This window comes from Spirosoma soli (assembly GCF_042684525.1).
Classification (GTDB): Bacteria; Bacteroidota; Bacteroidia; order Cytophagales; family Spirosomataceae; genus Spirosoma; species Spirosoma soli.
This window is the reverse complement of the sequence record NZ_JBHULN010000002.1, coordinates 223,011-243,909: the sequence shown is the minus strand read 5'-3', so window position 1 is coordinate 243,909 and position 20,899 is coordinate 223,011. Positions and strand designations below refer to the sequence as shown.

The 20,899-nt window shown below is 48.0% G+C and carries 21 protein-coding genes; 7 read left to right on the top strand and 14 right to left on the bottom strand.

Annotation, left to right across the window (positions count from 1 at the left end; genetic code table 11):
• Positions 1 to 109: 109 nt before the first annotated feature.
• Positions 110 to 658: a hypothetical protein gene (locus tag ACFSUS_RS04570; protein ID WP_381519704.1), complete on the bottom strand. Its 549-nt coding sequence runs from the start codon at positions 656 to 658 to the stop codon at positions 110 to 112.
• Between the two features lie 234 nt (positions 659 to 892).
• Between ACFSUS_RS04570 and ACFSUS_RS04565 the strand changes: the two genes are divergently transcribed.
• Both ACFSUS_RS04565 and ACFSUS_RS04560 read left to right on the top strand, forming a co-directional pair.
• Positions 893 to 1,798, top strand: coding sequence for a helix-turn-helix domain-containing protein (locus tag ACFSUS_RS04565; RefSeq protein ID WP_381519701.1), 906 nt, complete (start codon positions 893 to 895; stop codon positions 1,796 to 1,798).
• An 80-nt stretch (positions 1,799 to 1,878) separates the two neighbouring features.
• On the top strand, positions 1,879 to 2,991 hold the full coding sequence (locus ACFSUS_RS04560; RefSeq protein WP_381519698.1) for an FAD-dependent monooxygenase: 1,113 nt from the start codon (positions 1,879 to 1,881) through the stop codon (positions 2,989 to 2,991).
• On the opposite strand, the gene ACFSUS_RS04555 is transcribed toward ACFSUS_RS04560, so the two are convergent.
• From ACFSUS_RS04555 to trxA, 4 genes are all read right to left on the bottom strand, one after another.
• Positions 2,988 to 3,116 (bottom strand): hypothetical protein, encoded by a 129-nt coding sequence (locus ACFSUS_RS04555; protein WP_381519696.1) that lies wholly within the window; start codon positions 3,114 to 3,116, stop codon positions 2,988 to 2,990. The two genes, ACFSUS_RS04560 and ACFSUS_RS04555, sit on opposite strands and share 4 nt — an antisense overlap.
• Before the next feature lie 363 nt (positions 3,117 to 3,479).
• Positions 3,480 to 3,821 carry an HPF/RaiA family ribosome-associated protein gene (locus ACFSUS_RS04550; protein ID WP_381519694.1) on the bottom strand — a complete coding sequence of 114 codons (342 nt, stop codon included), beginning with the start codon at positions 3,819 to 3,821 and terminating at the stop codon, positions 3,480 to 3,482.
• Positions 3,822 to 3,966: 145 nt separating this feature from the next.
• Entirely contained in the window at positions 3,967 to 5,859 is a 1,893-nt protein-coding gene (locus ACFSUS_RS04545) for a beta-N-acetylhexosaminidase (RefSeq protein ID WP_381519692.1), read from the bottom strand.
• 170 nt (positions 5,860 to 6,029) lie between these two features.
• Positions 6,030 to 6,341 carry a thioredoxin gene (gene trxA / locus ACFSUS_RS04540; protein WP_381519689.1) on the bottom strand — a complete coding sequence of 104 codons (312 nt, stop codon included), beginning with the start codon at positions 6,339 to 6,341 and terminating at the stop codon, positions 6,030 to 6,032.
• A gap of 101 nt (positions 6,342 to 6,442) precedes the next feature.
• Here trxA and ACFSUS_RS04535 point away from each other — a divergent pair, with 101 nt between their 5' ends.
• The gene (locus ACFSUS_RS04535; RefSeq protein WP_381519686.1) at positions 6,443 to 7,048 is read left to right on the top strand and encodes a DUF1684 domain-containing protein; all 606 of its coding nucleotides are present in this window, start codon (positions 6,443 to 6,445) and stop codon (positions 7,046 to 7,048) included.
• A gap of 63 nt (positions 7,049 to 7,111) precedes the next feature.
• On the opposite strand, the gene ACFSUS_RS04530 is transcribed toward ACFSUS_RS04535, so the two are convergent.
• Positions 7,112 to 8,395, bottom strand: a complete 1,284-nt coding sequence (locus ACFSUS_RS04530) for a bifunctional 3,4-dihydroxy-2-butanone-4-phosphate synthase/GTP cyclohydrolase II (protein ID WP_381519683.1) — start codon at positions 8,393 to 8,395, stop codon at positions 7,112 to 7,114.
• A 207-nt stretch (positions 8,396 to 8,602) separates the two neighbouring features.
• On the opposite strand from ACFSUS_RS04530, the gene ACFSUS_RS04525 reads away from it, so the two are divergent.
• The 3 genes from ACFSUS_RS04525 (at position 8,603) to ACFSUS_RS04515 (ending at position 12,188) form a co-directional block, all read left to right on the top strand.
• On the top strand, positions 8,603 to 10,609 hold the full coding sequence (locus ACFSUS_RS04525; protein WP_381519679.1) for a gliding motility-associated C-terminal domain-containing protein: 2,007 nt from the start codon (positions 8,603 to 8,605) through the stop codon (positions 10,607 to 10,609).
• A gap of 98 nt (positions 10,610 to 10,707) precedes the next feature.
• A complete protein-coding gene (locus ACFSUS_RS04520; RefSeq protein WP_381519676.1) occupies positions 10,708 to 11,040 on the top strand; it encodes a YbaB/EbfC family nucleoid-associated protein in 333 nt (110 codons plus the stop codon).
• A gap of 95 nt (positions 11,041 to 11,135) precedes the next feature.
• Positions 11,136 to 12,188 carry a glycosyltransferase family 2 protein gene (locus tag ACFSUS_RS04515; RefSeq protein WP_381519673.1) on the top strand — a complete coding sequence of 351 codons (1,053 nt, stop codon included), beginning with the start codon at positions 11,136 to 11,138 and terminating at the stop codon, positions 12,186 to 12,188.
• Here ACFSUS_RS04515 and ACFSUS_RS04510 read toward each other — a convergent pair.
• On the bottom strand, positions 12,183 to 12,404 hold the full coding sequence (locus ACFSUS_RS04510) for a PspC domain-containing protein (protein ID WP_381519671.1): 222 nt from the start codon (positions 12,402 to 12,404) through the stop codon (positions 12,183 to 12,185). The genes ACFSUS_RS04515 and ACFSUS_RS04510 overlap by 6 nt on opposite strands.
• 339 nt (positions 12,405 to 12,743) lie before the next feature.
• Here ACFSUS_RS04510 and ACFSUS_RS04505 point away from each other — a divergent pair, with 339 nt between their 5' ends.
• A complete protein-coding gene (locus ACFSUS_RS04505) occupies positions 12,744 to 12,950 on the top strand; it encodes a cold-shock protein (RefSeq protein ID WP_381519668.1) in 207 nt (68 codons plus the stop codon).
• Between the two features lie 93 nt (positions 12,951 to 13,043).
• Here the strand turns inward: ACFSUS_RS04505 and lysS are convergent, their stop codons facing one another.
• The 7 genes from lysS to ACFSUS_RS04470 form a co-directional block, all read right to left on the bottom strand.
• Positions 13,044 to 14,813 carry a lysine--tRNA ligase gene (gene lysS, locus ACFSUS_RS04500; RefSeq protein ID WP_381519665.1) on the bottom strand — a complete coding sequence of 590 codons (1,770 nt, stop codon included), beginning with the start codon at positions 14,811 to 14,813 and terminating at the stop codon, positions 13,044 to 13,046.
• 358 nt (positions 14,814 to 15,171) lie between these two features.
• A complete protein-coding gene (locus ACFSUS_RS04495) occupies positions 15,172 to 15,354 on the bottom strand; it encodes a hypothetical protein (protein ID WP_381519662.1) in 183 nt (60 codons plus the stop codon).
• A 177-nt stretch (positions 15,355 to 15,531) separates the two neighbouring features.
• Entirely contained in the window at positions 15,532 to 16,215 is a 684-nt protein-coding gene (locus ACFSUS_RS04490) for a hypothetical protein (protein ID WP_381519659.1), read from the bottom strand.
• A 348-nt stretch (positions 16,216 to 16,563) separates the two neighbouring features.
• Positions 16,564 to 17,232 (bottom strand): hypothetical protein, encoded by a 669-nt coding sequence (locus ACFSUS_RS04485; protein ID WP_381519657.1) that lies wholly within the window; start codon positions 17,230 to 17,232, stop codon positions 16,564 to 16,566.
• 278 nt (positions 17,233 to 17,510) lie between these two features.
• Positions 17,511 to 18,284, bottom strand: a complete 774-nt coding sequence (locus ACFSUS_RS04480) for a type III pantothenate kinase (RefSeq protein ID WP_381519654.1) — start codon at positions 18,282 to 18,284, stop codon at positions 17,511 to 17,513.
• 90 nt (positions 18,285 to 18,374) lie between these two features.
• Positions 18,375 to 19,064 (bottom strand): tRNA (adenosine(37)-N6)-threonylcarbamoyltransferase complex dimerization subunit type 1 TsaB, encoded by a 690-nt coding sequence (gene tsaB, locus ACFSUS_RS04475; protein WP_381519651.1) that lies wholly within the window; start codon positions 19,062 to 19,064, stop codon positions 18,375 to 18,377.
• Between the two features lie 87 nt (positions 19,065 to 19,151).
• On the bottom strand, positions 19,152 to 20,825 hold the full coding sequence (locus ACFSUS_RS04470) for a S41 family peptidase (RefSeq protein ID WP_381519648.1): 1,674 nt from the start codon (positions 20,823 to 20,825) through the stop codon (positions 19,152 to 19,154).
• Positions 20,826 to 20,899 lie beyond the last annotated feature (74 nt).

Below are 20,899 nucleotides of genomic sequence, written 5' to 3'. Positions count from 1 at the left end.
TTGAAAACAGGCTAGTAAACGTCTTTTGAGCCCACCCAGAAACGCCTTCATATTAAGCAATCGTCGTATCAATGCGCTTGGACTACCAACTAGGTAAGTCGACTCCGGTTCAGTAATCAAAACGACCATCCGTGATGCGAATCGTATCACAGTTGGGCTGCACAAAGACAAACGAAAAGCGACCGGCCACGACCTGGTCGTAACGCGTTAAGGTTAGTTCGCCCTCAATAATCCGTCCATGGGAATTACGGCGATCGGTGTAGTAATCCCGGCAACTAACGGGTAACTCTTCACCGCGATAACTGACGCTCGAGGTTGAATCAACCCCGAGTGAGTAAGTACCGGTCTGGGTAATGCCCACTTTGAAGAAATTAATCCACTTTTCACCCTGATTAATCTGGGCATGCACCTGTAGGTATGTACTCTTACAATCGGGACTCAGTCCTGTAGTCACTTCCAGGTTACTTTTCTGGCCGCCCAGCCTCCAAGCGGCAATCTTTCCTCCTGGCAACCAGACCTTACCATTCACTAAACAGCCGAACGTTTTCTGACCGACCTGGGTTTCCGGGGGGAGTTGAGGGGCGACTTGATCGTCGCGGCAACCAAGCAGCTGACTACCGATCAATAGCCAGCTAATGAGAGGTCTATAGGTATTCATGTATAACTCATTTATGGCTAGACCCTTTAGGGTTACAAAACGTTGGAGTAGCTATGATTTTTCGTCGGGATATAATCCTTTCGACTCTTACCGCCGTAGCGGTACACGAAGTTAAAAAGTTTCGTGTCCTGATTTTCAGGACCATATCAACGGTATAGTTTTAAAAAAAGTGGACACTTTTGCCGCTTACAAGATAAAGTTTTTAACCGCTCTCTATACAGGGAATTAAAACCAATGGCTAAAAAAACAAAACCCATACCGGTCAATACGATGACTGACAATCTGGACGTAGGCATTGCCATTGAAAAAATATCCTTCGAGCATTTACCTCCGCTAACTACCGTAAATACCAGTGACGAAGATCGACTAGCACACCGACACAACACCCATACATTCCACCTGCTCCTAAAAGGAACCGTGACTATTGACATTGATTTTCAACACTACAGGATGGAGCCTCACACGGTCATCTACATTCATCCGGATCAGGTACACCGGACAACCGCTCATGACCAGATAACCGTCGTTAGTTTAGCCATGACGAATGAAAATCTGAACCCCGAGTATCTGAACCTGTTAGAAGACCTTGTCCCCGTAAAACCTTTAGCGTTAGCCATTGAAACGTTTGCCCTCCTTAACCAAGCCGTATCACTTTGCCTAAACCTGGTTAATTGGAAAGCCAACGGGCCGCGTTCGGCCGGGCCGCGTTCGGCTAAACTGGATCATTCCTTGCTAAAAGATGCTTGTAACGCAATGGTGGGCTTGATCCTTTCCACCTATTTAGAACAAACTAAATCACCCAACAAGCTTACACGGTTTGACCTGGTCACCAAAGCGTTTAGAAAACACTTAGAACGTAATTATACGACGGCCAAACGTCCGGCAGACTATGCCCAGAAACTAAATCTATCGACCGCTTACCTCAATGAATGCGTTAGAAACACGACCGGCCATTCGGTTTCTCATCATATTCAGCAACGAATCATCCTGGAAGCCAAACGGCTGCTTTATCATTCCGATCAATCCGTAAAAGAAATTGCCGCCGAATTGGGCTATGACGATTACCCTTATCTTTCACGGCTCTTCACGAAAGCTACCGGCATGACCGCTTTAGCCTTTCGAACGAAAAACCGCGGTTAGTCCAATACGTACCCTTTCCTTGCATTTTCTATCCTGATTAGGTGAAGTTCCTTTGTGTCATCATAAAAATCGCCTATACAATGGACTCAATAAAAGGGAAAGAAGTGCTCGTTTCGGGAGCCAGTATAGCCGGGCTTAGCGCTGCCTGGTGGATGAACCGGTTAGGGTATCGGGTAACGGTAGTCGAAATGGCCCCTCAGCCCCGTGTCAATGGGGCGGCCGTTGATTTCAAGGGCGATACGATAGACGTTGTGAAACGCATGGGTCTGTTTGACCAATTGAAAAAGTACCGCTTACACGTGGATCGGGTAGAGTTCAAGAATGCGGACGATCTGACGGAGGGCTTGATACAGCTGGAAGACGGAGCGTCTGACGACCTGGAGATCGAGCGGGATGCCTTTATCGGTATTCTGTTTAGGGAGTTGAAAAACGACGTTACCTTTCTATTTAACGACAGTATTACAGCCCTTCAGGAGACAGAAGAAGATATAGCCGTGACGTTTACAAATGGCTCACAACGCTCTTTTCATTTGGTGCTGGGCTGCGATGGGGCCCACTCCGGTGTGAGAAGGCTTTGGTTTGGTGATGAAGCTGAGTATGCCCATTTTTTGAATGCGTATGGCTCGCTGACCATTTTGAATAAACTGCTGATCAAACAAAGCACGATGCAGTTGTTCCGAGTGCCGGGTAAGTCCATTACCCTAAATGCCTACAATAATAAGACGGATGTTATTTTTAGCTTTGTTTCAGACAGAGAAATTCCTTATGATTACCGCAATAAGGAGCAGCAAAGACAGCTGATTTTTGAGCAGTTTTTCGGGCAAAGCTGGCGTACCGCCGAACTATTGGACGAAATGCAGCGGTCGGATAATTTTTACTTTGTTGAATTCTATCAAATCAAAATGCCATCCTGGACAAAAGGCCGCGTGGCCTTAGTGGGCGATGCCGCTTATTGCGCTTCTCCGGCCGCGGGTATGGGTGGTTCACTGGCGATGAGCGGTGCTGCGGCCTTAGCCGATGCTTTGCAGAAACACGATGGCAACTACGCATTAGCGTTTGAGAATTATAACCATAACTTTCGTCCGTTTATCGAAAGCGTGCAGGCCGAAGCCCGGCAAAACCTGAGCACCGTTTTTCTTCCCAGAACCGAAGAAGATGTTCAAAAAAGTAACGCACAAACAACCTCATTTTAGCCATTAGCAAACAGATCTGTCAGCAGTCGGAGCGCCGACTCAGGATCAGAGCCGTCCGTAGAAACCGGGCCGCGCCCAGTAGCTGGTAAGTCGACAAGTGATGGCAAATCATAAACGGTAGTCACATACCGGATAAATAGCTAATTTAACCGGTATGCACCAACGTCGTTTTCATACTTGGCGGTAAGTCCGAATTACTCATTCTCGCCGAACCTAACTGGTCATACTTTTATCATGACAAAAACGCTCAGTCAGACTGCCACTTTCTTTCTTACCGTGACGATGGGACTATTCCAAAGTTTTCTCTATCTAAACGTTGGTCCAGACCTACTGATGCAATCCTCGTTCGCCAATTTCTTCTTGGCGTCTAATATGCTCCGGGAGGCTGTCGGTTCAGGCTAGCCAGATTACCCCTAGGAATTAAACAAGTTACTACGTACCCTAGCGAATTTTATACGATTGCTTGCCGTAGCTAGTACCAAAGAGCATTACCGATTTCGATAGCTGTTCTGAGAGTTAGCAAATTTGTGTTCCAGCTGTCGTTTAAGCTTCGCCGTAACATCGTTTAGCATAGCATCCCAGTTCTGGCCTGATTCTTCCGCGAAAACCTCAGTTCCCGGTACACCACAGCGGATTCGCAATGATTTTTCGTTTGGGCCAGGGTGGGCTTCTTCACGCATGTATACCTCCGCTATGATAACATCGCCACTGTAGTACCGTCGAAGTTTGCCCAGGGACTGTACAATTCTATCCCGAAAGTCATCGTCTACCTCAATATTGACGGCCTGAATATTTAATCCTACACCATCTAATCGCTGTTCATCTTCCATTGTCGTATCTTTTTAAGAAATACTACCCAGCCTATGGGCACAAAGTAATAAAGCATGATGGGCGTATTTTGTTTGATACGGGATCGAACGGTACGTGATGATCCGATGTAAGCACAATTATTGCCAGACAGATGAACCAGACAAATTATTTCGCCCGTTTCCGTAGATCATCTCGCTTCAGGGTAAGCATTCGGCCAATGGGTTTGCCCGCTCGGTACGTAATAACGCGTAGCGTGATCGGACCTTCGGGTATTTCGATGGGCGTACCATACTTGTTGGCGTAGCGACCCGGCACGCTGTCATCAATGGTATAGAAAACGTCCAGTCCCGGTATTTCGGTGTCCATCGACGCCACCAGTTTATTACCCTTCAGGGTTGTTGTCACAATGGGATCGTAGGCGCTACGGGCGTAGTTGATGCCTGCCAGATCGGCCCGCTCAAACTGGGTTTCCATGCGGGGTATAAACCCTTCCCAATTCTTACTTTCTTTTGGGGACCAATACACATCGGCCAAGGCCCAGCAACGAGGATACGTCATATATTCTGCGTGGCTTAACGTACTGACCGCTTCTGTCCAGAGGTTTGCCTGTCCGCCTAAAATAAGCTTCGCATCAACGCTGTCGGGTACAGGTTCGTAGTTGTAGCATGTTTTAAGCCGGAGGGTACTGTAAATGGGCGGCTCAACCGTTGGATCGCTCTGCATGTAATCAATATAGGCATACTGGTTGGGCGTCATAACCACTTCGTGCCCCAGCTTAGCCGCTTCAATACCGCCTTTGATGCCCCGCCAGCTCATGACCGTTGCTTCGGGGGCAATGCCGCCTTCCAGAATTTCGTCCCAGCCTATCAGCTTTTTGCCTTTTGCTTTCAGGATCTGTTCCACCCGTTTCATGAAATAGCTCTGCAATTCTTCCGAGTGCTTCATGTTCATTTTCTGCATCAGAGCCTTGCAACCTGGATCGTTTTCCCAATACCCTTTGTAGCACTCGTCGCCACCGGCGTGAATGTATGGATTTGGAAACAGAGCGGCTACTTCGGTGAAGACTTTGTCGAGAAACGCATATACATGCTCGTCGGAAGGGTTGAGCGTGTTATCAATGAACATCTTAAACTTACCATTGCCGTACCACTCCGAAAAGTTGCTGCCCGCATTCACACGCGTGTTGGTGTCTTTGGTACACGACAGCTCAGGATAAGCCGCAATGGCCGCCATGCTATGCCCCGGTACATCAATCTCGGGAACAATGGTAACGTTACGTTCCTGGGCATATCGAACGACCTCTTTGATGTCTTCCTGGGTATAAAAACCACCGTCGGTGGGGGCTTCACCCGCTTTGGGTGGGGCTAACTGACCTATTTTGCCAATTCGTGGTACGCGCCAGGCGCCTACTTGTGTAAGCCTGGGCAGGGATTTTATTTCAATTCGCCATCCCTGGTCATCGGTTAGGTGCCAATGGAAGGTGTTATATTTCAACTGAGCGATCTCGTCAATGTAGCGCATAACGTCTTCTTTGGAGAAGAAATGACGGCTTACGTCGAGCATAACCCCTCGCCAGCCAAAGCGTGGGTAATCCGTAATCCGAACGCAGGGAGCCGTCCAACTGCTTTTCGCCAGACTCGTACTAGCCATTTCTTTCGGAAACAGTTGCAGTAAAGTCTGCATCCCGTAGAAAAGTCCGGCGGGTTTATTGGCTGCAATTTTGATCACTTTGGGCGACACATCAACTGTGTACCCCTCGTTGCCCAGTTGCGCATTTGGTAGGCTGTTCAGGCTTAACTGAATGGTACCTGGTGTAGTAAGTTTACTTGGTTTGGCGGTAAACGTATAGCCAGTTGGTGTTGAAAGCTTCGTCGCCAGCATTTCGGCCACCGTCCGGCTTTCGGGCTGAGCATAGGCGACTACGGTTGCTTTTGTTAGGAGGAAAGTGCCGGGACGCTGTTTAACATCAACGGGCTGCGGAATAATATGCACCGTACTCGTTTGGGCTTTGGCAATGACAATGGGTAAAAAAAGTACTAGTAACAAAAGCTTTTTCATGAAAGCATAAAAGAAAGTACAAACCAGCGCGGCTTAAGTGCCAGTGCTTGTCATAAGCTAATCTAGTAATAAAGCGACAGCCCGGTACTTTTTAACTGCTACGACAAACGACTTCGTCTGTACCAATTAAAAATACCGGGCTGGATGAATAGCTATATGGCTGAAATGGCTTATTCGCCGAATTGATGTACTAGCCCCTCCAGGGTGCGCAGTGGCTGGAGACCCGACTGACGCCAAACGATTTTTCCGTCCTTAAACAGAATCATGGTTGGAATGCTCCGAATCTGGTATTGATTAGCCGCTGCCTGACTGTGGTCTACATTCACCTTGACAACACGAACCTTATCACCAACTCGCTCGGTGAGTTGTTTCAGGATAGGGGCCTGTTGCTTACATGGCCCGCACCAATCGGCGTAAAAATCAACCAAGACAGGCTTATCGCCGTGAATAAGTTCTTTAAAAGAAGCTTTGGGCTGGCTCATGGAAAATTGCGTTTATCAAACCGAAGTAGTTGATTCGTACTTAAATAACATAGTCAGGCGTAGGCCAGTTCACGTTGTAGCGCCTGTTTGTTCAATCCGTTATGCCTATCCTGTTGATTTTAATCGCATTTTCATTTACAACGGTCGCGGTAGCGCAAACGAACTATGCTGATCAGATTGCTCGGCATCGCGATACGTACAAGAAAGAATTCCTGATAACCACCAGCAGCCCGCTGAAGACACAAGAAGATGTGGATTATTTGCGGTTTTATGCGCCCGATTCGACTTACCGGGTAACGGCCACGGTACAGCTCACGCCCGATGCCAAACCGTTTGAAATGCCCACTTACAGCGGCAAAACGAGTCCCCACGTGAAATACGCGGTGCTTTCGTTTTCGGTGAAGGGCAAGCCGCAACAGTTGACCATTTACCGTAACTTAAACCTGGCCCGCATGCCGCAGTATCGGGATTATCTGTTTCTGCCTTTTAAAGATGCTACGTCGGGCCTGGCAACGTATGGGGGAGGGCGCTACCTGGATTTACGAATTGGGGACATACAAGACGGTAAGCTAATGCTGGACTTCAACAAGGCCTACAATCCATATTGCGCTTATAGTGAAGGCTATTCGTGCCCGATACCGCCAAAAAATAACGTTCTGCCAGTCGAAATAGAAGCTGGTGAGAAAACTTTTGGCAAAGTGCATTAACGTAGCGTAGCCTGGACTGCACGGGCGACCCGGACCAGCGCGGGGTCACCCGTGCAGTCCAGGCTACAGTCGTTGCTCTTGATTGACGGGCTCGTTCATAATGGTATGCCCCATCTTGTCGCGCTTCGTCCGGAGGTACCGTTCGTTATGCGGATTAGACGGAATCTCAATAGGTACCGTATCGACTATTTCAAGACCATAGCCCATCAAACCCGCCCGCTTTTTCGGATTGTTCGATATAAGCCGAAGCTTACGAATACCAAGGTCGCGCAGAATCTGTGCGCCCACGCCATAATCACGGGCATCCATGGGTAAGCCTAAGTCGAGGTTCGCTTCGACGGTGTCGCGGCCCATTTCCTGTAATTTATACGCTTTGAGTTTATTGATGAGGCCAATGCCACGCCCTTCCTGAAACATATACACTACAACGCCTTTGCCTTCGGCTTCAACCATTTTTAAAGACGCATGAAGCTGCGGCCCACAGTCGCAGCGGCAGGAGCCAAAAATGTCGCCCGTTACGCAGGAGGAGTGAACCCGTACGAGTACCGGTTCATTAGGCTCCCAGGTACCTTTCACCAGGGCTAGGTGCGTATCGCCAGTATTGCTTTGTTTGTAAGCAATCAGGTCGAAATGGCCCCATTCGGTTGGCATGTCCACGCCGATCTCGCGCCGGATGAGCGTTTCGGTTTGTAGCCGGTATTCAATCAAATCCTGAATACTGATCAGCTTCATACCAAAGCGGTCGGCCAGCACGCGTAGTTCGGGTAGACGAGCCATCGTACCGTCTTCGTTCAATACCTCAATCAGCACACCAACGGGCGAAAGACCTGCCAGCCGCGCTAAATCGACGGCCGCTTCGGTATGGCCCGCTCTGCGAATAACCCCACCTTCAACGGCACGTAACGGGAAAATATGACCTGGACGACCCAGGTCATCGGGCGTTGTGGACGGATCTACAAGTGCCTGAATGGTTTTGGCCCGGTCGGAAGCCGAAATGCCGGTAGTGCAACCGTGGCCCAGCAAGTCAACGGATACGGTAAAGGGCGTTGTGTGCACGGACGTATTGCTGCTGACCATCATGTCGAGACCGAGCTCATCGCAACGCTCCTGAGTGAGCGGAGCACACATGAGCCCGCGAGCCTCGCGAACCATGAAATTAACCATCTCGGGCGTGATCATTTCGGCGGCACAGATCATATCACCCTCATTCTCACGATCTTCGTCGTCTACTACAAGTACGATTTTCCCGGCTTTGATATCAGCAACAGCATCCTCTATGCGGTCGAGACGAATGGGAGATGGCTCAGGACGATTAGCTGGGTCGATGTTGGTACTATTATTGCTCATCTGTTTGGTTGATGCGTGTCGGCGGAAGTATATTTGGTATTCAGTTTATCAAGTCTATATAGACTCAGTACGTTATCTGAAACGCTGATTTGTTTTGAAAACTGATTTTTAGAAAGATACGTTTCGCCAGACGCGAAAATGTCCGTTGTTACGTTTTTACGAATAGAACTACTTAGATTATACTAACGACAAAATCTTTATCCTCTCGTGCAAATTTTACGATCGTGGCTGGCCGATATTGGCGATAAAACCAGTACGTTGGTTTATGGGCGAACGGCTGCCCTAACCGGGATATTGCTATTTTTAGGCACTACGTATTCATCAGGACAGAACCAAAACTATTGTAACAATCCAGGGGCTCTAGCAAAAGGAGAATTTACGATTGATAAAGAAAAGATATGTGTGGGGACCCCAGTAAAGATTACTGGTAAACCTTCATATGTAGGTAATGATGGGTACGATTTCCGTTATAATGGCAATGGCCTTCCTACCAGCTTGGTTCCCGGAACGCCTTTACCCTCCTTTACTTATACTCAACCAGGATCATACACAATAATACAAATAGGTAGTAGTGGAAGTGGGTCGGTTTTTTGTAGAACAGTAACGGTTCTGCCACTTGATCCCGTAAAATTTACGGTTAAAGCCTGCTCGGGACGTACCGCCACCTTGGTGTTCGATCAAACAACGCTTGGTCAATATGATACGTACATTCTTAACTGGGGAGATGGGAATGTATTGGCTGGTAACCGGACAACGCTTTTGGCGCAAACCACGCACACATACAACAACAACGGCCCTTATACCATCAGCATTACAGGACGTTATGAAGCACCAGCGGGTTGCGATGGAGAACGATCATCACAAGTTGCTCAGTTTGCTACAACCAGCCAACCGACCATCAGTAAATTGACATCCTTGAACGATAACTCAATTTCCATTCAATATCAGGTAAGTTCGGGGTCATCAGCAGAGCTGTATCGGAAAGACGCCAGTGGAAACTACGTACCAACGGGGCAGATAGGGAATGGCTCGGCGCCGTTCACCGTTCAGGCAGATACCAAACAGGTTCAGTGCTTTCAGGTGGTTGCGCAGGATGCCTGTAGCACGGCTGGCTTTCGATCCGACGAAGTGTGTAGCCTTGTGTTAGACGCCAAAGCAGTTAGTAAACAGAACGATTTGAGCTGGCAGGCTTACGCGGGGACAGTATCTGCGGCTAAGCCGTTTCGTTATTACCGGATCTTACGAAACGGAAATCCCGTTGGCGGGGCATTGACGAACCGAACCGCCACGACATACAGCGACAATAACAACATTCAATGTGGTTTAGCGTATTGCTATTCGCTCGAAGCCACCATTGGGCCAACGACTGTAACATCAGCTCCGGCTTGTGCAACCGGTATTAATGGCGAAGCACCGGGCAGTTTGAGTAATGTTTTTGTCTCTATTGAAAACAACCGCCCACGTCTTGTCGTCGGGTTACCCAGTGTAGGAGCGTCGGCCAGTTATACACTGGCAATTAGTCGGTCTACCGGTACATCGGGTAATTTTCAGCCGGTTGGTACGTCTGTCAACAGGAATACCTTTGTGGATGAAAGTGCTAACCCTGACGCCGGGTCTTACTGCTATCAGATTACTTATCAAAATAACTGTAAGTTAAGCTCGCCACCATCGCAACCTGTTTGCACGGTGTTTCTCGGGGCGAGCACATCGGGTATCAGCTGGACTACCGAATCGCCTTTTTCTACCGGTGATGCTGCTGGCTACACAGTTGAAGTCATCGACTCGGTAAACGGTACTAAGGAGTACGTTGAAGTTCAGAAGAAGAACAATTTCGAGCCTGATCCGAACGACCCTAATTTGCAATCGCAGAAATACCGCATTATTGCCGTATCGAGCTCAGGCGTGCCTAGTTATTCTAACTTTTTCACGTTCCGACGCGAGGCTAGAATCCTGGTTCCAGACGCCTTTACGCCTAATGGCGATAATACTAACGAAACCTTCATTGCTAAAGGTATTTATGTTGATCAGTTTACAATGACCATCTACAACCGTTGGGGAAGTGTCATTTATAGCACGACTGACAAGGCCAAAGGATGGGATGGAACGGCTGAAGGGCAACCCTCACCTCCCGGACAATACATGTACCGTATTGAAGTTGTCGATTTAACGGGCCAGAAAACTGTTCGTACGGGCGCTTTGTTGCTAATCAGGTAAGCCGGTTCGTAAGTTTGTAAGCTGGTTGGTAACTAGCTAGCTGACTAAAAGGCTTACATAGTAGTTTACTGGTTAATTAACGTACTAACTCGAAAAATATGAACATGATGGATATGTTTGGGAAAATGAAGGAAGTTCAGTCCCGAATGAAAGATGCGCAGGAAACGCTGAGCACTGTGACCGAAACCGGAGAATCAGGCGCTGGTTTGGTGCGGGTAACGGTCAACGGATTGAAAAACGTCCTGAAAATCGAGATTGACCCCGATCTCATAAAGCCCGACGATCGGGAGATGCTGCAGGACCTCATTGTAGCCGCTACGAACAAAGCCATGGCCAATATTGAAACTAAGGCGCGTGAGCACCTGCGCCAGGCCACCGAAGGCTTATTGCCCAATATTCCTGGTCTGAATCTGGATGGACTGATGTCTTGATATTAATTAGGGTTACGGTAGTCACTCTACAGGATTGAGCAGGGTAATGAAACTGCTCACAAGAAACTGAATACCGTAAGCCGTACATTTGCTACGTGGATACCCTCGCAATTGTCATTCTTAATTACAACGGTCAATCTTTTTTAGCCAAATTTCTGCCTACGGTTCTGGCCAATGCCGACGGGCACCCAGTTTATGTAGCCGACAGTGCATCGACTGACGGGTCCGTAGCGTTCTTACAAGCTAATTTTCCCGCCGTTATAGTCATTCAGTTACCCCGCAATGACGGGTATGCCGGAGGGTATAACCTGGCTCTTGAACACATACGGACGCACTATGGCGGGGCAACTTATTACGTACTGCCTAATTCCGACATAGAGGTAACGCCTGGCTGGCTTTCGCCGGTTCTCAACTTGATGAAGGCCAATCCAAAAATTGCGGCCTGCCAACCCAAAATCCGATCCTACAGCGAGCGCACCTTGTTTGAGCACGCTGGTGCTGCGGGCGGCTTTGTCGACTGGCTCGGTTATGTGTTCTGCCGGGGGCGCGTGTTTGCCACCTTCGAAACCGACCATGGACAGTATGACAATGACCAGCGTATTTTCTGGGCAACGGGTGCGTGCTTGTTCATGCGGGCCGATGTATTCCATGAAACGGGCGGTTTTGATGCTTTCTTTTTTGCCCATATGGAGGAGATTGACTGGTGCTGGCGCGCGCAACGCCTGGGCTACGAAGTCTGGGCTTGTGGGCAATCCGTTGTCTACCACGTTGGTGGAGGCACCCTGCACAAATCTAACCCGCAGAAGACCTACCTAAATTATCGCAACAGCCTGTTTATGCTCTACAAAAACTGGCCTGCCGATGGTTGGTTATGGGGAAAAATCTTGCTTAGACTGGTGCTGGATGGTCTATCGTCAGTGCTGTTCCTGAAAGTCGGTCAATGGCGCGACGTACTGGCTATTATACGAGCCCACTTTGCATTCTATGGCCGACTGCCCGAGTTACGTCGTCAGCGCACTGCATTGCAGCAACAGCAGAAAGCCGAGGCCAGGCTCTACGCGCAGAGCATTGTCTGGCAATATTTTGCGGAAAACAAGAAAACCTTTGCTGAAATAAGTGGGGTAAAAGCTGATTCCTCAGCTTTATAGCTCCCATATGGTTGGGTGAGCATGGCGACGGAGGTGCTTGTTCATTTCCATCCAGAAAGCCAGGATAAGATAGAGCACCACTGGCGACCCCAACGTCAGAAACGATGTGTAGATAAAATATAGTCGAATGCTACTTGCGGAAATACTCATTTTCTCGCCGAGCAAGGTGCAGACGCCAAAGGCTTGCTTTTCAACGAAATATCTAATTTTTTCCATACCATTCTAGTTTGTGAAGCGTACCTATATACGTTGAGTTTTGCTGAGTAAAGCTAACGATTTCGTTTGGTAGAATGTTTGCCGTTTACAAAGAAAACCAATATAAACTTAGTGAAATAGTTAAAAAGTGGCTCTAACTTGTTTGAAGTCGGAACATTTTTATTTTCTTTGTGTTGTAACGTGGCTAACATCAATAAGCGATTATTTAGCCTATTTACAAGCAAAGTCCGTTGATTCTCAACCAAGTGCCCTGGCCGTAGGCGCGTCGTGGTGCCTGTTTCGCGATCTTTGTTACTAACTGACCCTTTGTATGTTTAATTGTTTAATTGTTCACGTTTTATGCAAACAGGTGTAGTAAAATTCTTTAACGAGAGTAAAGGTTACGGATTTATCGTTGAAGACGATACCAACCGGGACATTTTCGTCCATATCACCGGCTTAAATGGTATCACCATCCGCGAAAAAGACCGGGTACAGTTTGAAGTGGTTGACGGCAAAAAAGGACTTAACGCCGTAAAGGTGAAAAAAATAGACGGAGATTACTAAGCCGTCACCCAGACGAAATTCAAACCCCGCCCGGCAAACAGGCGGGGTTTTTTTGTAACTATACGTAGCTCCAACAGCCCTGTCGGATAGCGACTACTGCCCAATCCAGTGCTTAACCTCATCCAAAGCAGGCATTTTGGCGTCCATTTTCAACTTTTTTCGAACGCCCCCGAGATCGTTGAACAACTTGTTCGGGTTGGCCGTGCGGAGTAGCTCAACCGTCATAAATCCAAGCTTCTGCACTGCTGGCACCCACTCTGCTGGCACACCGGCTGCTATAAAGTCGCTTTCATCCGACTGTTCCAGCTTTTTCTCAGGGCGCATTTGCGGGAAGAACAGCACATCCTGAATAGAAGGCTGGTTGGTCATAATCATCGTTAAGCGATCAATTCCCAGACCCACACCGGCGGTTGGCGGCATGCCATATTCCAGGGCTCGCAAAAAATCTTCGTCCAGCGCCATAGCTTCTTCGTCACCCCGCTCGGCCAGACGTAGTTGTTCTTCAAAACGCTCGCGCTGGTCGAGTGGATCGTTAAGCTCAGAGTAAGCATTGGCAATCTCTTTTCCGTTACAGATGGCCTCAAAACGCTCTACCAGGCCCGGCTTGCTGCGGTGCTTTTTAGTCAGTGGCGACATCTCCACCGGGTAATCGGTAATGAACGTTGGCTGAATCAGGTTTGGCTCACAGGCGTCGCCGAACAACTCGTCAATTAGCTTCGATTTGCCCATGGTGCTGTCCACTTTGATCCCCCGGCTTTCGGCTACCCGACGAAGTTCGTCTTCTTCCATAGCGGAAACATCCACACCTGTATATTCCTGGATGGCTTCAAACATGGTCATCCGTTTCCAGGGCCGCTTAAAGTCGATAATGTTCTGGCCAACGGTCACTTTCGTTGTTCCGGCCACATCTAACGCTACTTTCTCAACCATCTCTTCGATGGTGTCCATCATCCAGAGGTAATCTTTATAAGCCACGTAAAACTCAACCTGGGTAAACTCTGGGTTGTGGGTGCGGTCCATGCCTTCGTTTCGGAAGTCTTTAGCAAATTCGAAAACGCCATCGTAACCGCCTACAATCAAGCGCTTTAGGTACAGCTCATTCGCAATACGCAGATAAAGGGTCATGTCGAGCGTATTGTGGTGCGTACGGAAAGGACGGGCCGCGGCTCCACCGTGAATGGGTTGCAAAATGGGTGTTTCAACCTCCAGGTAGCCTTTCTGGCTCAGAAATTGCCGGATCGAGTTAACAAGTTTAGTTCGCTTGACAAACACGTCGCGCACCTGCGGATTGACGATCAGGTCAACGTAACGCTGACGATAGCGCTGCTCAGGATCAGTGAAGGCATCGTACGTTTCTTTCTCGCCCTGTTCATTAATAACCTCCTTCACTACGGGTAGGGGACGTAATGATTTGTTCAGGATTTTGAACTCGCGGACGTAGACTGATAACTCACCGGTTTTGGTCGTAAATACGTTACCGCGCACCCCAATAATGTCTCCAATATCCAGCAGTTTCTTGAAAACTACGTTGTACAACGTTTTATCATCGTCGGGGCAAAGGTCATCGCGCCGGAAGTAAAGTTGAATGCGCCCGGTAGCGTCTTGTAGCTCCGCAAACGACGCGCTACCGCTGATGCGGACGATCATGAGCCGACCCGCCAGCTGAATATCTCCCCAACGTTCATCGCCAGAGAGGTCTATTTCGGGCTCAATGTGAGCACCCGGATTGGGTTGAAAGGCGGCCCTAATCTCAGCAGCGGTGGTTGTTACGTTGAATAATTCGGCGGGATACGGGTCAATGCCCATTCGCATCAATTCTTCTCGCTTTTGTCGGCGGTTTATTTCTTGTTCGCTTAATAGCATGGCAGTCAGGCATCCGGTCAACTGGTTGACCAGTCATTTGAGGGCGCAAAAATAAGCAAAAGGATTGGCGTTTGCCCAGTTACTTCCGAATAAGCCAGCCTTGCAATCAGTTAAATTTGAGGGGATACGTAACCTTGTTTGTGAGGGCAGCCCGAAGATGAGAGAGCAGAAGTCACGAATGACTTTGAAAATGTTAATTGACTCAACCGACAAACAAGCTCTTCTTAAAGAGCAGTTAGAACGGCCATATAAGGGTGCCTCCGTATTGCAAAAACTGCCTTCGCCATTAAAGCGTTAGCGGTAAATAGCTGACAGCTACTCTTTTGAAGTACAGGCTGATTCATAACAGCTGAGATGTTTACAATACCTCTTCGGCAAACAAGGCATGCTCTTGCTGGAAGCTTAGTGGGTGGTAAGTCTCGTAGACAAGCCCTTTGTAGTAGGCTAGTAGTGCCTTAAATTGGGGTAATGTTAAAGTTGGGTCAGGTTGAGTCTCAGAGTGCTGATTTACATTAATCTGAAACGGCTCTTCTTGGCTCATTGCACTACCAATAATTAGTAAATATATGTAACTAACTGGGCACAAAGTTACTGCGTTTTTTAAAAGAATTGCGCTAAAATAATAATTATTAGATTAATAGGTCTATTTATTTGATTTTCACCAGTGTGTTGTATGCTTGCTGACTACACATAATGGTTTATATCACCTGAATGTTTATCAGTCTGGAACTTTGCTCGCGTTACGGATTGATGCTGTTTTCTGGTCTTGCTTCATTAAAAAATTGTAGTGGTCAATTAACACCAATCTTCCAAGCAGTGAGCGGTCGTTGATGTTGTGTATTCGCTGAAAGTGTTGTAACTCACGGTCATGCGTAATCAACTTGGGGGTGTATATGTCAGAATGAAACCGGTCGAACGTTAAAAATTCTCCTTCATCATACACGAAATAATCGAACTGCTCAGATGTTTGAGCCAACTCCTGCGTATCAGCATAGTGAGCCGGGTGGCTGAACGTACGCTTAAATAAACCATGTGGCCGTCTAAGCCGTCGAATAACTGTCAACGATCCATCCAAACAAAGTTCATAAAACCGGTGGAGTATGACATCACTGCCTGTCGGGCTAGCCAACGATAAAAATTGGCGGTACTTGTGCTGATTATGATCAAACCAGCCAAATTGACGAACTGTATGAGCTGAATACGAACGAATTTGCCCGTTCCGCTGACGAAGTAGAACCGTCTCTGTAGACCAATTGTACGATACATCGCCAGCTAAACTTGTGTTGTTCCACATGACCAGCTCACCAGCCTGCCAGGCTACTCCGGGTATATCAGCTCGGGCAACCTCAGCTGATAAAAATGCAATAACCGTAACGGATATAAGTGCGGACGTTATTTTCATAGCTAGTAAAATTTAATTGTACTAATCTTATAAGACGTTTTATGTTTTTCTTTAATTAAGCCGACGCTTAGGCTAATTACATAATTACTAAACAGATAAATAAAGTACTGGTTATGAGAGGATAAATAGTGCAAATTGAATTTATAAAACTTTACTGAAATAAAATATAATTTCATTTAGATTATTCCATACGTTTTGTATTTATTTGGGGTAAGGTTTAATTTGGTTAGGAGTTGGTATTTACTGAACGGCCTCAAGAAATCTGGCTAAAAATTTCAATTATTTAAATAATACAAAAGGCGTCTCCTACCTAGGAGACGCCTTTTAAGTTTCAATAGATTATGTCGATCAATGCCCGGCTGATGTGGTGTGACTTGCAGATTGATTTTCCGGAGATGTATTCATTTTCAGATAATTATATTGGTTAATAAGTAAGAGCCGGGCTAAGGTGCTAGTGGGTTCCAGCTGCAGGCGAGCTATGTATTTTTGTAATTCGTTGTTGAACTCGTCCTGCATGCGCGGCCAAAGTGCACGGCTGAAATCACTCAGGTCAATGAAGTCATCTCCGGCAAGGACCAGATAAGTAAAGTTGTCAATGTCTTTAACCAGCTCTTCGTCGGTGCCAAATGAGGCAGGAGTCAAGACCTTTATGGGTTCGTGCATGTGACGAAGGCGTCTATAAACCATGAGCGGGCCAACTACAAACTCTTCGAGAAACAAAGGGCGGCTCAGAGCCGGTTTAACGGGATAATCGACCGATACAAACTTGCGCAAGGTACTTTGCAAGGTGTCAAAGTAAACGAACGTACGGACTTGATAGGCCGAGTAAGCTTTTATGGTATTACCTTGCCGGTACTGTACTATTTCTGCTTTCCAGTTATAGTTTAGCTCACCCGTTAATTGAATGCCGTTTTCTAAGAGGAGTTCGCCCCGGTTCCACATACCCGGATTTTCGGCTACTGCATTGCTTCCCGCAAAGCTCAGCCATACTGCGGTGATCCATAACCATTTATTCATAACGCTGTCTGTTCATTAGTAAGCTCTCATCATGAGCTTTACTGACAACGTATAAAAAAGCATGCCAACTCAGCTGCCTTAATCTCTTATTAATACCACGTTTTTCATAGAGACAGTTTTTGCATTTTACAAACCAAGTAACAGCTACACATTGTATTTAAACGGAGTATGCTTGTTGGTCACTTTTGTTTTAGCCGTAGATAACTTTTTGATAAATAGAGTATTGTGGATTCTTCTCCTCACCTTGTGGATAGTGATTACACAACGTAGCACTGTGGTTAGTGCGCCATGCGAACGGCCTCGCCAATAAGCCGGATACCATCTAACGTTAGCGATGGAACAATATCAACAAAGGCGGTTTGCAGAGACGGAATTCGGCCCGATAGTCCGCCTGTTGCTACGGCCAGGCAATCGCCATGCAGTTCGGCACGAATGCGGTCAATTAACGAACGTATCAAACCGTCGTATCCTAAGACAACCCCTGCCTGAATGGCGTGAGTAGTGCTGGTACCAAGCGCCGACTGCGGCACCTCAATGGGCACTTCGGGGAGCTGGGCCGTATTGGCGAATAACGACCGTATCGCCGTTTTTAAGCCTGGTGCGATAGCTACGCCCAGAATTTTTCCTTCGGCAGATACCGTGGTAAAGGTCAGCGCGGTGCCAAAGTCAACAACAACGCAGTTGTGACGATAGCGTGAGTAAGCGGCCAGCGCATTCGCGACCAGGTCAGCCCCGATCTCGTGCGGACGTAAGATTTCGAGAGGTAGCAATGGATAAACGCCCGGCCCAACCACAACCGGCTCAAAGCCTAGTAACTCCGTCAGCATCACCCGCATTGTAGGTGTTAAATTCGGTACTACGCTGCTTAACACGGTGGTCTGTATCGCACTCAACGAAACGTTGGCTTCGAGCAGCCAGAGCCGAAGTCGACGGCCATACGATTGACTTGGTTCGTCGAGTCGGGCAGGTGTGCGCCAGATGTGTTGCCAGGCGTTTTGGTCATACAGGCCGAAAACGGCGTCGGTGTTACCAATATCAACGATGATTTGCACGAAAGCGGGGAATGGACGGTTGCCGGGGCGAAATACGGTGAAAAATGGCAAATTCCCGCGCTGCCAGTCAAACAGGATGTGTCTTGAGCACTACCGCACCGCTTTTCTGGGCTGTGTCGTCATAAAATCTTTTAGGTAAAACGGTTCAAACGTGGCAACGTCTTCAAACTGTCCGTTTGCAAAGGCCGCCGTTGCCAGTTTGCCAACTGTTCGGGCGGAAGGCGACACCACTACGTCCGGGAAAACCGCATTTGAGTGTGCTCCTAAGATAGCCTGGCATTTTTTCGCCCCATCACCAAAGAAAACCAGCGGGTTTTGCACTAACCACTCATCGAACGAGTTTTCGTCAATAATTTTCGCGGAGGTCGAAAAAACCTCTTTGCCATCTGTCTTATACAGTGCGCAATACACTTCCATGCGTCGGGCGTCGATCATGGGGCACAGGATGTGAGTGTCTGGATAGTAAGCTCGTAGCTGTTCCGTCATAGCCGCCAGCGTATTAATGGCCAGGAGCGGCTTGTCGAGCGCATAACAAAGTCCTTTCGCTGTTGAGACGCCGATACGTAGACCCGTGTATGATCCGGGGCCTTTAGCAACGGCAACCGCGTCGAGCTGGTTAAGTTCGTGACCCGTATGCTCCACAACATTGTTGATGAGTGTTGTCAGCATTGAAGCGGACGTCCGTTCGGTGAAGAGTTCGTAACACCCTAACAAAGTACCATTTTGGTGTAAAGCAGTGGAGCAGACTGTCGTTGACGTATCAATTGAGAGGATAAGCATGAACAAGGGGGTGATCGGATAAACTAAGGGGAAGAAAGGACGTGTCTGTACGCATCCTTTCTTCCCCTTGGTAGCTATTCAACTGTATTATTTCTTCTTCAGCATGGCGCTGTACTTGCCCATGTCTTTGAACAAATCAAGGGCTGCTTTCATTTCGGGGTCAGTCGCGAAAGACGCTTCTTTGATGCCTTTTTGTAGGTAATAATGTCCCGCAATCTCCTGCTCCAGCAGTGTCTTGATCTCTGTTTTAAAGGTCATCATATCGGCGTCTTTGCTGTGCGACACCTTTGTTTTGAGCGCCTTTAACTGATCCTGAATCTGATCAAAGTATTTTTCTTTCTTAGCCGAAGCTTCGAGCGTACCGAGGTCTTTTTCCACCTGTGTCGTGTAATCGTACTCTTTATCACCCGACCACTTCACAAAATCGCTGTATTCAGCATCCGTTAGTCGGAATTCGCGGGCGGGCTTAATCGTTGGGTGTTCTTGGCGATATTTAACCGCGTAATCAAAAATCAGCCCTTTGTTGGTCAGGCTAAGCGCAATGGGGGTGGGTGTGTGGGCTTCAACGACAACGTCCGGTAAAACGCCACCACCATCATAAACAACCCGCCCGGCTTTGGTTTTAAACGCGGTTTTGAGCGAGTCCGGAATTTTACCAACGCTACCATCCGCATTACGGTGGCTGTAGTCAATGGCCTGAATGCATCGTCCGCTGGGAATGTAATATTTAGCCGTTGTAATCTTCAACTTAGTATTGAACGATAATTCGCGCGTGGTCTGCACGAGTCCTTTACCATATGTCCGCTGACCTACCAGCACCCCACGGTCGTAATCCTGAATGACACCCGACACAATTTCGGCGGCTGACGCACTGTGGCTGTTCGTCAAAACAATAATGGGAATTTCAAGGTCCAGCGGAGCATTCAGCGCCGTATAGGTTTTATTCCATTCGGTTACCTTGCCTTTGGTCGTAACAACTTCGGAATCTTTCGGAATAAAGATGTTCGAGATATCGATGGCCATGTTGAGCAGTCCTCCCGGATTTTCGCGAACATCAAGGATTAGCTTTTTCATGCCTTTCCCTTTCAACTCCTGAAACGCCGTGCGTACTTCCCGTGAGGCTGTCGCCGTAAAGTCTTTAAGGTCAATATAGCCAACTTCGTCGGTCACCATACCGTAATAGGGTACGTTCGTCATTTTAACAACGTCGCGAATGACGCTGACCTCGACCGGATCTTTTTGCCCGTAGCGACGAACCGTAAGTTTAACAGCCGTATTGTTCTGGCCTTTCAATAATTTGCCCGGATCGGCCGGTCCGCCGTCGCGGTCTTTTCGGCTTTTAAGATCAACACCGTCCACCTTAACGACCTCATCGCCAATTTGCAGCCCTGATTTCTCGGCGGGTGTACCTTCATAAATCATCAGGACGATACTTTTTCCTTGCCGCTGGCCAATTAAGGCGCCAATGCCGTTATAGCGGCCAGTGGTCATGGTCATGTAGTCCTCGATTTCGTCTTCGGCGAAGAAGTTCGTGTAGGGATCCAGGGCCTTCAGCATGGCGTCGATACTGGTTTTGACCATGCGGTTTGGATTGACTTCATCTACGTAATATAGATTCAGCTCTTTGAAGAGCGTCGCGTAGATGTCGAGGTTACGGGCAATCTCAAAAAAACGATCGTCGTTCTTAAATGAGAAGAAGCCAATGCCACCGGCCACCAGAGCCGAGGACGCAAGGAGGGTAAAGCGTTTAGAAAACCGCATGTTGAGGGTAGCCTGGACGGCCACGTCCGGGTGTCTATACTAGGGAACTGCCGATGCCAGCGCCCAGACGTGGC

What these genes read in the sequence shown, in the direction of transcription:
- ACFSUS_RS04570 (WP_381519704.1), bottom strand. Translation starts at nt 658, where the DNA reads ATGAATACCTATAGACCTCTCATTAGCTGGCTATTGATCGGTAGTCAG.
- ACFSUS_RS04565 (WP_381519701.1), top strand. Translation starts at nt 893, where the DNA reads ATGGCTAAAAAAACAAAACCCATACCGGTCAATACGATGACTGACAAT.
- ACFSUS_RS04560 (WP_381519698.1), top strand. Translation starts at nt 1,879, where the DNA reads ATGGACTCAATAAAAGGGAAAGAAGTGCTCGTTTCGGGAGCCAGTATA.
- ACFSUS_RS04550 (WP_381519694.1), bottom strand. Translation starts at nt 3,821, where the DNA reads ATGGAAGATGAACAGCGATTAGATGGTGTAGGATTAAATATTCAGGCC.
- ACFSUS_RS04545 (WP_381519692.1), bottom strand. Translation starts at nt 5,859, where the DNA reads ATGAAAAAGCTTTTGTTACTAGTACTTTTTTTACCCATTGTCATTGCC.
- trxA (WP_381519689.1), bottom strand. Translation starts at nt 6,341, where the DNA reads ATGAGCCAGCCCAAAGCTTCTTTTAAAGAACTTATTCACGGCGATAAG.
- ACFSUS_RS04535 (WP_381519686.1), top strand. Translation starts at nt 6,443, where the DNA reads ATGCCTATCCTGTTGATTTTAATCGCATTTTCATTTACAACGGTCGCG.
- ACFSUS_RS04530 (WP_381519683.1), bottom strand. Translation starts at nt 8,395, where the DNA reads ATGAGCAATAATAGTACCAACATCGACCCAGCTAATCGTCCTGAGCCA.
- ACFSUS_RS04520 (WP_381519676.1), top strand. Translation starts at nt 10,708, where the DNA reads ATGAACATGATGGATATGTTTGGGAAAATGAAGGAAGTTCAGTCCCGA.
- ACFSUS_RS04510 (WP_381519671.1), bottom strand. Translation starts at nt 12,404, where the DNA reads ATGGAAAAAATTAGATATTTCGTTGAAAAGCAAGCCTTTGGCGTCTGC.
- ACFSUS_RS04505 (WP_381519668.1), top strand. Translation starts at nt 12,744, where the DNA reads ATGCAAACAGGTGTAGTAAAATTCTTTAACGAGAGTAAAGGTTACGGA.
- lysS (WP_381519665.1), bottom strand. Translation starts at nt 14,813, where the DNA reads ATGCTATTAAGCGAACAAGAAATAAACCGCCGACAAAAGCGAGAAGAA.
- ACFSUS_RS04495 (WP_381519662.1), bottom strand. Translation starts at nt 15,354, where the DNA reads ATGAGCCAAGAAGAGCCGTTTCAGATTAATGTAAATCAGCACTCTGAG.
- ACFSUS_RS04490 (WP_381519659.1), bottom strand. Translation starts at nt 16,215, where the DNA reads ATGAAAATAACGTCCGCACTTATATCCGTTACGGTTATTGCATTTTTA.
- ACFSUS_RS04485 (WP_381519657.1), bottom strand. Translation starts at nt 17,232, where the DNA reads ATGAATAAATGGTTATGGATCACCGCAGTATGGCTGAGCTTTGCGGGA.
- tsaB (WP_381519651.1), bottom strand. Translation starts at nt 19,064, where the DNA reads ATGCTTATCCTCTCAATTGATACGTCAACGACAGTCTGCTCCACTGCT.
- ACFSUS_RS04470 (WP_381519648.1), bottom strand. Translation starts at nt 20,825, where the DNA reads ATGCGGTTTTCTAAACGCTTTACCCTCCTTGCGTCCTCGGCTCTGGTG.